This is a genomic window from Mycobacterium sp. TH-M103 (genome assembly GCF_057473785.1).
Genome location: NZ_JBYCLG010000074.1, coordinates 1 through 10,334 on the forward strand (window position 1 = coordinate 1; position 10,334 = coordinate 10,334).

Annotated in this window: 11 protein-coding genes; 6 read left to right on the forward strand and 5 right to left on the reverse strand. The window is 69.1% G+C overall.

The annotated features are described in order from the left end of the window. From secF to AC2VOR_RS04370, 3 genes are all read left to right on the forward strand, one after another. Nucleotides 1–725 (forward strand): protein translocase subunit SecF (gene secF, locus AC2VOR_RS04360; RefSeq protein WP_486963262.1); only part of this gene is annotated, 725 nt, incomplete at its 5' end. Nucleotides 726–730: 5 nt separating this feature from the next. After that, nucleotides 731–2,377 carry an ABC transporter substrate-binding protein gene (locus AC2VOR_RS04365; RefSeq protein ID WP_369739262.1) on the forward strand — a complete coding sequence of 549 codons (1,647 nt, stop codon included), beginning with the start codon at nt 731–733 and terminating at the stop codon, nt 2,375–2,377. A 25-nt stretch (nt 2,378–2,402) separates the two neighbouring features. Next, nucleotides 2,403–2,945 (forward strand): adenine phosphoribosyltransferase, encoded by a 543-nt coding sequence (locus AC2VOR_RS04370; protein WP_369741652.1) that lies wholly within the window; start codon nt 2,403–2,405, stop codon nt 2,943–2,945. 45 nt (nt 2,946–2,990) lie between these two features. Here the strand turns inward: AC2VOR_RS04370 and AC2VOR_RS04375 are convergent, their stop codons facing one another. Genes AC2VOR_RS04375 through AC2VOR_RS04385 form a run of 3 tightly spaced genes read right to left on the reverse strand, consistent with a single transcriptional unit; the run spans nt 2,991 to nt 4,055 of the window. Continuing rightward, nucleotides 2,991–3,488 carry a hypothetical protein gene (locus AC2VOR_RS04375; RefSeq protein ID WP_369739261.1) on the reverse strand — a complete coding sequence of 166 codons (498 nt, stop codon included), beginning with the start codon at nt 3,486–3,488 and terminating at the stop codon, nt 2,991–2,993. After that, entirely contained in the window at nt 3,472–3,870 is a 399-nt protein-coding gene (locus AC2VOR_RS04380) for a hypothetical protein (protein ID WP_369739260.1), read from the reverse strand. The genes AC2VOR_RS04375 and AC2VOR_RS04380 overlap by 17 nt, the downstream gene beginning before the upstream one ends. Beyond that, a complete protein-coding gene (locus AC2VOR_RS04385) occupies nt 3,870–4,055 on the reverse strand; it encodes a hypothetical protein (RefSeq protein WP_369739259.1) in 186 nt (61 codons plus the stop codon). Before AC2VOR_RS04385 ends, AC2VOR_RS04380 begins: the two co-directional genes overlap by 1 nt. Before the next feature lie 222 nt (nt 4,056–4,277). Here AC2VOR_RS04385 and AC2VOR_RS04390 point away from each other — a divergent pair, with 222 nt between their 5' ends. After that, nucleotides 4,278–6,665, forward strand: a complete 2,388-nt coding sequence (locus tag AC2VOR_RS04390; protein ID WP_369741651.1) for a RelA/SpoT family protein — start codon at nt 4,278–4,280, stop codon at nt 6,663–6,665. 10 nt (nt 6,666–6,675) lie between these two features. Here AC2VOR_RS04390 and AC2VOR_RS04395 read toward each other — a convergent pair whose 3' ends face one another. Beyond that, on the reverse strand, nt 6,676–7,575 hold the full coding sequence (locus tag AC2VOR_RS04395) for a peptidylprolyl isomerase (RefSeq protein WP_369739258.1): 900 nt from the start codon (nt 7,573–7,575) through the stop codon (nt 6,676–6,678). A gap of 113 nt (nt 7,576–7,688) precedes the next feature. Here AC2VOR_RS04395 and AC2VOR_RS04400 point away from each other — a divergent pair, with 113 nt between their 5' ends. Continuing rightward, nucleotides 7,689–8,363, forward strand: coding sequence for an MBL fold metallo-hydrolase (locus AC2VOR_RS04400; protein WP_369739257.1), 675 nt, complete (start codon nt 7,689–7,691; stop codon nt 8,361–8,363). Next, nucleotides 8,360–9,634, forward strand: a complete 1,275-nt coding sequence (gene hisS, locus AC2VOR_RS04405) for a histidine--tRNA ligase (RefSeq protein ID WP_369739256.1) — start codon at nt 8,360–8,362, stop codon at nt 9,632–9,634. Before AC2VOR_RS04400 ends, hisS begins: the two co-directional genes overlap by 4 nt. Before the next feature lie 155 nt (nt 9,635–9,789). On the opposite strand, the gene AC2VOR_RS04410 is transcribed toward hisS, so the two are convergent. Further along, nucleotides 9,790–10,334, reverse strand: a 545-nt coding sequence (locus tag AC2VOR_RS04410; protein WP_486963263.1) for a transposase, incomplete at its 5' end; no start/stop codon positions are given.

The following is a 10,334-nucleotide window of genomic DNA, read 5'->3' on the forward strand; positions in this document are numbered from 1 at the left end:
TGTTCCTGGCGCTGGTCGCCCTCTACATCACCGTGCGCTACGAGCGCTACATGACGCTGTCGGCGATCGCGGCGATGTTCTTCGACCTGACCGTCACGGCGGGCGTGTACTCGCTCGTCGGTTTCGAGGTCACCCCCGCCACGGTCATCGGCCTGCTGACGATCCTCGGGTTCTCGCTCTACGACACCGTCATCGTGTTCGACAAGGTCGAGGAGAACACCCACGGCTTCCAGCACACCAACCGGCGCACCTTCGCCGAGTTGGCCAACCTCGCGATCAACCAGACCTTCATGCGCTCGATCAACACCAGCCTGATCGGCGTGCTGCCGGTGCTGTCGCTGATGGTGGTCGCGGTGTGGCTGCTGGGGGTCGGCACCCTGAAGGACCTGGCCCTGGTGCAGCTGATCGGCATCGTGATCGGCACGTACTCCTCGATCTTCTTCGCGACGCCGTTGTTGGTCACGCTGCGGGAGCGCACGGAGCTGGTGCGCACGCACACCCGCCGGGTCATGAGGCGGCGCGGCGGCGCCGGGGACGACACCGAGACGACCGAGCCGGCGGAATCCGCCGGCGACACCGAACCCGCGCAGGACGACACGGAAGCTGACACGGAAGCCGCAGGGTCCGGCAAGCCGGCCCCTAGCAAGCCCGCCCCGGGCGCCCGGCCCGTGCGGCCCACCGGCACCCGGCGTCCGAGCGGCAAGCGAAACGCCGGCCGGCGGTAGTCAGCATGGCCGGCTGGCGCGGATGGGCGATCGTTGCTCTGGCCGCGGTGCTGGCGGGGGCAGCCACCCTCACCGGATGCTCCGGCAGCGCCGCCTCGCAGGTCGACTACGTCGTCGACGGACCGCTGCTGACCTACAACGCCAACACCGTCGTGGGCGCCGCGTCGGCCGGCGCCCAGGCCTTCGCTCGCACCCTCACCGGCTTCGGTTACCACGGGCCGGACGGGCAGGTCGTCCCCGACCACGACTTCGGCACCGTCTCGGTCGTGGACGGCGCGCCGCTGGTGCTCGACTATCAGCTCGCCGACAAGGCCGTCTACTCCGACGGCAAGCCCGTGACCTGCGACGACCTCGTCCTGGCCTGGGCGGCCCAGTCTGGCCGGTTTCCGGGCTTCGACGCGGCCACCCGGGGCGGCTACGTCGACATCGCCAACGTCGAGTGCAAGCCGGGTCAGAAGAAGGCGCGCGTGTCCTTCGCCCCGGACCGCGGCGTCGTCGACTACACGCAGCTGTTCACCGCGACCTCGATGATGCCGTCGCACGTGATCGCCGACCAGTTGCACACCGACGTGACCGCGGCCCTGCTGAACAACGACGAGCCGGTGGTGGAACAGATCGCACGGCTGTGGAACACCATCTGGGACCTCAAGCCCGGGCTCGATCTCCGCCGTTTCCCGTCGTCGGGGCCGTACAAGATCGAATCGGTGCTGGACCGCGGCGCGGTGGTGCTCGTCGCCAACGACCGGTGGTGGGGGCCGCGGGCGATCACCAAGCGGGTGATCGTGCGGTCGCAGGGCGCCGACATCCAGGATCGGGTCAACAGCCGCAGCGTCGACGTGGTCGACGTGGCGGCCGGTTCGGCCGGGGCGCTGGTCACCCCGGACGACTACGACCGCGACGACTCGCCGTCCGACGGCATCGAACAGCTCATCTTCGCGCCGGCGGGGCCGCTAGCGCTGACCAGCGTGCGCCGCGCGTTCGCGCTGTGCACGCCGCGCGACACGATCGCGCGCGACGCGGGGGTGCCGATCGCCAACTCGCGGCTGGAGCCGGCCACCGACGACGCGGTCGCCCGCGGGGAGGCCGGCGCCGATGCCGAGCGCTTCAGCAGGGCCGATCCCGGCGCCGCCCGCGACGAGCTGCACGGGGCCGGACCCGTGACGGTGCGGATCGGCTACCACGGACCCAACGCGCGGCTGGCGGTCACCGTCGGGACGATCACCAAATCGTGTGCCGCGGCCGGTATCACCGTCACGAACGTCACCCTGGACTCGCCGGGGCCGCAGGCGCTGCGGGACGGCAAGATCGACGTGCTGCTGGCCAGCACCGGCGGGGCCAGCGGCAGCGGATCGACCGGGTCGTCGGCGATGGACGCCTACGACCTGCACAGCGGTAACGGCAACAACCTGTCCGGGTTCGCGAACGCTCAAATCGACGGCATCATCGGCGCGCTGGCCGTGTCGGCCGACCCCGCCGAGCGGGCCAGGCTGGTGGGGGAGGCCGCGCCGGTACTGTGGAGGGACATGCCGACTCTGCCCCTCTATCGACAGCAACGCACGCTGCTGAGGTCGAAGAAGATGTACGCGGTGACCAGGAATCCGACCCGCTGGGGCGCGGGCTGGAACATGGACCGATGGGCCCTAGTGCAATGAGGTTTCAGTGACTCGTGCCGGTACGATCGCTGCCCTGGGTTCCCAGGCCGCCCTGGCCGACCTCATCGCGTCGCTCACCCGCAAGGTGGCCGATTTTCCCGAGCCCGGAGTGCAGTTCAAGGACCTCACCCCGCTGTTCGCCGACCGGGCCGCGCTGGCGGCGGTGACGGACGCGCTGGCGGGCATGGTGTCGGGCGCAGACCTGGTCGCGGGCATCGACTCCAGGGGGTTCCTGGTGGGGGCGGCCGTGGCCACCCGGCTGGGGACCGGCGTGCTGGCGATCCGCAAGAGCGGCAAGCTGCCGCCCCCGGTGCTCAGCGAGAGCTACACCCGGGAGTACGGCGAAGCCTGCATCGAAATCCCCGCCGACGGGCTCAACCTGCGCGACCGCAGCGTCTTCCTCGTCGACGACGTGCTGGCCACCGGCGGCACGCTCGCCGCCGCGGCCCGGTTGATGGAACGCGCCGGCGCCCGGGTGACCGGGGCCGGGGTGGTGGTCGAGCTCGGCTCGCTGGGCGGTCGCGCGGCCGTCGCACCGCTGCCGGTGCACAGCCTGAGTCGGGTTTAGCCGTTAGGTTGGGCCGGCGCACGACTTGCCACGTTGCGGCAGAGCTCAGAACGGATCTGCGTACCGGCGGGGCTCGTTGACGACGCGCCGATCCTGACTTTTGTCGCGCTGCACCGAGGCGACCTGGGCCGGTCGTGTGTAACGATGCACACTGGCAATATCGGCTGGACGCTGTGGGAGATCATCGTTGAGCGGATAGCCGTCCCACAAGATGGTGTCCGGTTCGCCCGTCTTCCGGCGAGACCCCCATGGCTGCCGCTCCTCGAGATCAAGTAGGTAGTAGTACAGCACCGCCTCGTCCTGGGACGGCCAATGACCCCGGTCGATGAGCGAACGTCTGGTGTCGCGGACGAGTCCCCTGGTGATGTCAGACGGCGGCGCGGAGTAGACGAGGTACATCATGGGTCCCTGGGTCCAGGCGTGGGAGACGTGGAAGGGCTTAAACCCCTTCGCGTTCTGCTCTTCGATGTAGCCCAGCAAGTTATGCAGCACCACTGCAGCAAACGCGTTCTCCGGGCCGGTGTCTTTAGTTGATGGGAACATTCTTATTCACCCAAGGCGGGGTCCATGTCCAGTCCTTTCCGAGTAAAAGTACTCCGCTACCGCCCTCAAGCGGATACATAGTGATCACTCCCTTCTGGCCGCCGCCAGGCACGTCTGAACGGCCTTCATTGACATTCGCCACGATCCTCATGGTCAGGCTCTCGCGTGCGTGCACGAGGTCTGCGGCCGCCCGCCCAGCGGCCGCATCCCCCGCCGCGCCCTCCCACGACACTCCGCCGGGGCGTTGAACATCCTCGGCCAGCTTCTGCAGCGCGCTCTCGGCGTTCGGCCGCATTCTGCCCAGATATCCGGCGAGCGCCCCGAAGTAGGCGAAGTCGGAGGCCTCGACTCCCGAAAGCGTCGGCCAGCCTCCGGTGATCATCAGCCCACCAGCCGACGCAACTGTTCGGCGTTACCCCGGTCGTTGGCGGCGTAGGCCTTTGCGGCATCCACATAGTCCGCGCCGCGGGTGACGATGTGTTTGCCGATTGCCCCTACGTCCTGGCCTGCCGCCGCGGCGGCGCTGCCGGCGATCGCCGCGGACGACGCCCAGCTAGGCCCGACCACGGACGGCGGCCTGGCATCGGCGGCCACATACGCGCCGACCGTCGCGCATGTGGCGCCAGCTGGTGCAACCCCGAAGCAAGCACCTTCAGTCGCTTGGCGCTTGCTCGGTCGTCCTCCGCCATCCGCCCGCCGTCCGCCGACGTGTAACGGGCAGGCGCAGGGATGCCAGTCAGCCTGTTCGCGCCGCCGAGGCGATATCCTCGAAGGTCGGAGGTGACCGACGTGGCGGACGACCAGAGCATGGCGCAGACTGTGCCGCCGCCGGCCGACGACGCGTTGCGCAACGATCCCGCTCCCGAATCGTCGCGCGGCACACCCCAGCCGCCCGGCGAGACGCCGAAGACCAGCAGCAGCGCGTCCCGCCGGGTCCGGGCCCGGCTGGCCCGACGGATGACCGCGCAGCGCAGCACCCTCAATCCCGTGCTGGAACCGCTGGTGGCGGTGCACCGGGAGATCTATCCCAAGGCGAACATGCAGCTGCTGCAGCGGGCCTTCGAGGTCGCCGACCAGCGGCACGCCACGCAGATCCGGCATTCCGGCGACCCCTACATCACCCACCCGCTGGCCGTCGCCAACATCCTGGCCGAGCTGGGCATGGACACCACTACGTTGGTGGCCGCGCTGTTGCACGACACCGTCGAGGACACCGGGTACTCGATCGAGGCTTTGAGAGAGGAGTTCGGTGACGAGGTCGGTCACCTCGTCGACGGCGTGACCAAGCTGGACCGGGTGGTGTTGGGCAGCGCCGCCGAGGGCGAGACCATCCGCAAGATGATCACCGCGATGGCCCGCGACCCCCGGGTGCTGGTGATCAAGGTCGCCGACCGGTTGCACAACATGCGCACCATGCGCTTCCTGCCGCCGGAGAAGCAGGCGCGCAAGGCCCGCGAGACGCTGGAAGTGATTGCCCCGCTTGCCCATCGGCTGGGTATGGCCAGCGTCAAGTGGGAGCTGGAAGACTTGTCGTTCGCGATCCTGCATCCCAAGAAGTACGAGGAGATCGTCCGCCTGGTCGCCGGGCGCGCGCCGTCGCGGGACACCTACCTGGCCAAGGTGCGCGCCGAGATCATCAACACGCTCAACGCCTCGAAGATCAAGGCGACCGTGGAGGGCCGCCCCAAGCACTACTGGTCGATCTACCAGAAGATGATCGTTAAGGGTCGCGACTTCGACGACATCCACGACCTGGTCGGTATCCGCATCCTGTGCGACGAGATCCGCGACTGCTACGCCGCGGTGGGCGTTGTCCATTCGCTGTGGCAGCCGATGGCCGGTCGTTTCAAGGACTACATCGCCCAGCCGCGTTACGGGGTCTACCAGTCGTTGCACACCACCGTCGTGGGCCCGGAGGGCAAGCCGCTGGAGGTGCAGATCCGCACCCGCGACATGCACCGCACCGCCGAATACGGCATCGCCGCGCACTGGCGTTACAAGGAAGCCAAGGGCCGCAACGGCATTCCGCATCCCCACGCGGCCGCCGAGATCGACGACATGGCCTGGATGCGTCAGTTGCTCGACTGGCAGCGTGAGGCCGCGGACCCGGGTGAGTTCCTGGAGTCGTTGCGTTACGACCTTGCGGTGCAGGAGATCTTCGTCTTCACCCCCAAGGGCGACGTCATCACGCTGCCGACGGGGTCGACACCGGTGGACTTCGCCTACGCCGTGCACACGGAGGTCGGTCACCGTTGCATCGGCGCGCGGGTCAACGGGCGACTTGTGGCGCTGGAACGCAAGCTCGAAAACGGCGAGGTCGTCGAGGTTTTCACGTCCAAGGCGCCCAACGCGGGGCCGTCGCGGGATTGGCAGCAGTTCGTGGTGTCGCCGCGGGCCAAGGCGAAGATCCGGCAGTGGTTCGCCAAGGAACGCCGCGAGGAAGCCCTGGAGGCCGGCAAGGAGGCCATCGCCCGCGAGGTGCGCCGCGGCGGACTTCCGTTGCAACGCTTGGTGAACGGCGGATCCATGGGGGCGGTTGCCCGCGAGTTGCATTACGCCGACGTGTCCGCGCTCTACACCGCGATCGGCGAGGGGCACGTATCGGCCAAGCACGCGATGCAGCGGCTGCTGGCCGAACTCGGCGGTATCGACCAGGCCGAAGAGGACCTCGCCGAACGGTCCACACCGGCGACCATGCTGCGCCGCCCGCGCAGCAACGACGACGTCGGCGTCTCGGTCCCGGGCGCCCCGGGCGTGCTGACCAAGCTGGCCAAGTGCTGCACCCCGGTGCCGGGCGACGCGATCATGGGCTTCGTCACCCGCGGCGGCGGGGTCAGCGTGCACCGCACCGACTGCACCAACGCCGCGTCGCTGCAGCAGCAGTCCGAGCGCATCATCGAGGTCCTGTGGGCGCCGTCGGCGTCGTCGGTGTTTTTGGTGGCCATCCAGGTCGAGGCGCTCGACCGGCACCGGTTGCTCTCCGACATCACGCGGGTGCTGGCCGACGAGAAGGTGAACATCCTCTCGGCGTCGGTCACCACCTCGTCGGGCGACCGGGTGGCGATCAGCCGGTTCACCTTCGAGATGGGCGACCCCAAGCATCTGGGGCACCTGCTCAACGTCGTGCGCAACGTCGAGGGTGTGTACGACGTGTACCGGGTGACGTCCGCGTCCTGAGGCCGGCGCCCTAGTCGAGCATGATCGACTTGATGGTGACCTCGGTGGCCGGCGGCCCGTCCTCGCCGCCGCCGGCGACGCCGGCCTTGGCGATCTTGTCTAGCGTGGTCAGCCCGTCGGACTGGATCGTGCCGAACACGGTGTACTGGGGCGGCAGCTCGGAGTCCTTGTAGACCAGGAAGAATTGGCTGCCGTTGGTGCCCGGCCCGGCGTTGGCCATCGCCAGCGTGCCGCGCGGATACAGCACCGGCTCGTCGAGCTTGGGATCGTTCGGCGGGTACTGGTCGGTGGGGTACTCGTTGGCGAACTGATAGCCGGGGCCGCCGGTGCCCTTGCCCGCCGGGTCGCCGCATTGCAGGACGCCCAGCGTCGGCGAGGTTGTCAGCCGGTGGCACTTGGTGCCGTCGAAGTACTTCTGCTGAGCCAGGCTGGCGAAACTGTTGACGGTGCAGGGTGATTCGTTGTTGGCCAGCAGGAGGCCGACGGGGCCCTGGTTGGTCATCATGCTGGCGCTGACCTGGGCCGGGTCGGTGGGCACCTTGCCGCTCCGCGGCGGCTTGACATCCTTGGCGGCCGCCGTCTTCGTCGCCGGGTACTGGCAGTCGGCGCCGAGGCTGGCCGACGGCTTGAACGGCGGCAACGGCGGAACAGCCCCGGGCTGCGGGGACGCGGTCGTGGTCGTCTGCGCCGGGCTGCTGGTGGTCGTCGTGGCGGGTGCGGCGGTGGTGCCCCGGTGGTCGTGGCGGTTGTTGATGACCGCGAACGCCACGCCGGCGATCACGGCCACCGCCACGATCGCGCCGGCGGCGATCACGAAGATCCGGCGCATTCTGGCCTGCTTCGCGCGGCGCTCGAGCTGCCGCTCCAATTTGCGTTTGGCTGTGGCACGTCGCTGTTCGTTGGTCGGCACGACCGGTTTGCCTCCGTGTTTGGTGATGAGCGGCCGAGTAGAAAGCTCAGGCTGCTCAGGCTAATGCGGGCGCCGCGACGGGTGTCACGCGGCCCCATGGGAAACTGGGAACCGTGTTGATCACCGGATTTCCCGCCGGGATGTTGCAGTGCAACTGCTACGTCCTGGCCGAGCGGCCCGGAAGCGATGCCGTCATCGTCGATCCGGGGCAGCGTGCGATGGGCCCGCTGCGCCGCATCCTCGACAAGCATCGGCTGACGCCGTCGGCGGTGCTGCTCACCCACGGGCACATCGACCACATGTGGTCGGCGCAGAAGGTTTCCGACACCTTCGGTTGCCCGACCTACATCCATCCCGAGGACCGGTTCATGCTCAAGGACCCGATCTACGGCCTGGGGCCGCGGCTGGCGCAGGTGGTCGCGGGGGCCTTCTTCCGCGAGCCCAGGCAGGTGGTCGAGCTGGACCGCGACGGCGACAAGCTCGATCTGGGCGGTGTCAGCGTCAACGTCGATCACACGCCCGGACACACCCGCGGCTCGGTCGTCTTTCGGGTCCCGCAGGCGGGCGACGCCGATGCCGACGTGGTGTTCACCGGCGACACGCTGTTCGAGCGCTCCGTGGGCCGCACCGACCTGCACGGCGGCAGCGGCCGCGACCTGCTGACCTCCATCGCCGGCAAGCTGCTGGTGCTCGACGACAAGACGGTGGTGCTGCCCGGGCACGGCAACGCCACCACCATCGGCGCCGAACGCCGGCACAATCCCTTCATCGAGGGCCTGAGCCCGTGACGGAATTTACGGCGTTCTCGGCGCCCAAGGGGGTGCCGGACTATCTCCCGCCGGAGTCGGCGCAGTTCGTGGCCGTGCGCTCCGGCCTGCTCGGCGCCGCCCGCCGGGCCGGGTACGGCGACATCGAGCTGCCCATCTTCGAGGACACCGCCCTGTTCGCGCGCGGCGTCGGGGAGTCCACCGACGTGGTGTCCAAGGAGATGTACACCTTCGCCGACCGGGGTGACCGCTCGGTGACGCTGCGGCCCGAGGGGACCGCCGGGGTGGTGCGCGCGGTGATCGAGCACGGTCTGGACCGCGGCGCGCTGCCGGTCAAGCTCTGTTACGGCGGACCGTTCTTCCGCTATGAGCGCCCGCAGGCCGGGCGCTACCGGCAACTGCAGCAGGTCGGCGTGGAGGCGATCGGGGTCGACGACCCGGCGCTGGACGCCGAGGTGATCGCGGTCGCCGACGCCGGCTTCCGCGCGCTGGGGCTCGACGGGTTCCGGCTGGAGATCACCTCACTGGGCGATGAGACCTGCCGCCCGCAGTACCGGGAGCTGTTGCAGGAGTTCCTGTTCGGGCTCGATCTCGACGAGGACACCCGCCGGCGCGCCGAGATCAACCCGCTGCGCGTGCTCGACGACAAACGGCCCGAGGTGAAGGCGATGACGGCCGACGCCCCGGTACTACTGGACCATCTGTCCGACGTCGCCAAGGCCCACTTCGACACCGTGCTGGCCCACCTGGACGCCCTCGGGGTGCCCTACGTCATCAACCCGCGCATGGTGCGCGGGCTGGACTACTACACCAAGACCACGTTCGAGTTCGTGCACGACGGCCTGGGCGCGCAGTCGGGCATCGGCGGTGGCGGCCGCTACGACGGCCTGATGCACCGGCTCGGCGGCCAGGATCTGTCCGGCATCGGCTTCGGGCTCGGTGTCGACCGGACCCTGCTGGCGCTGCGCGCCGAGGGCAAGAGCGCGGGGGAGACGACGCGCTGCGACGTGTTCGGAGTGCCGTTGAGCGAGGCCGCCAAGTTGCGGCTGGCGGTGCTGGCGGCACGGCTGCGCGCCCGCGGTGTGCGCGTCGACATGGCCTACGGCGACCGGGGGCTCAAGGGCGCGATGCGCGCCGCCGACCGTTCCGGTGCGCGTTTTGCGCTGGTCGCCGGCGACCGTGACCTGGAGGCCGGCACGGTCGGGGTGAAGGACCTGACGACCGGCGAGCAGGTGCCGGTGGCGACGGATTCGGTTGTCGACGAGGTGCTTTCGGGGTTGCGCGCCGTTTAGCCTCAATCCACCGATGGGCTATCGGTCTGAAGTCGATTTCGGTTGTGCGTCTTGAACTGGGTGTGCTGCGGTGTTGGACGTGTGTGATCGCCCGACCTCGGTGTCGGGTTGTTCCACTTGGTCTTTCGCGTTGAGGGTCGGTGGGAGCGCGTGGGTTAGGCGATGATCGGTGTGTTTCGGCGAAACAGGCTGTCGAACAGGGTGTTCCACGCTGATTTCCATGGCCAGCCCTGCGGTGGGTGCAGGGTCAGGCGGCGGGCCGAGGACGCGATCCGCGCCGGCACCGTGATCAGCGTGCGGCGGATGGTGGCGGTGCGGGCCCTGGCCAATCGGGGCCCGGCGATGGTGGCTGCGGCGCGGGTGAGGTTGAACGCCATCACCGCCAGCACCAGCCAGGCGGCGTTGGCGGCGAATCGCCCCGAGTGTAGATGCGCCAGGGCGGAGTCTTTGAGGTCGGCGTGGACCTGTTCGATGATCGCGTGACCGCGGTGGGTCTTGTCGGCGGTGACAGTGGCCAGGGCGCTGGTGGTGAAGAACGCGTGGAAGCGCCAGGTGTCAAACAGCGTGGCTTGCCCGTCGCGGCTGCGGTGGTTGAGGTCGGGGATGCGGCGCACCACCAACCGGCCCGGGACCTGCTTACTGGCCTTCTTGGAACTGAACGCGGTGAACGCGATCTCGGCGACCTCGGCGCGCGAGTTCC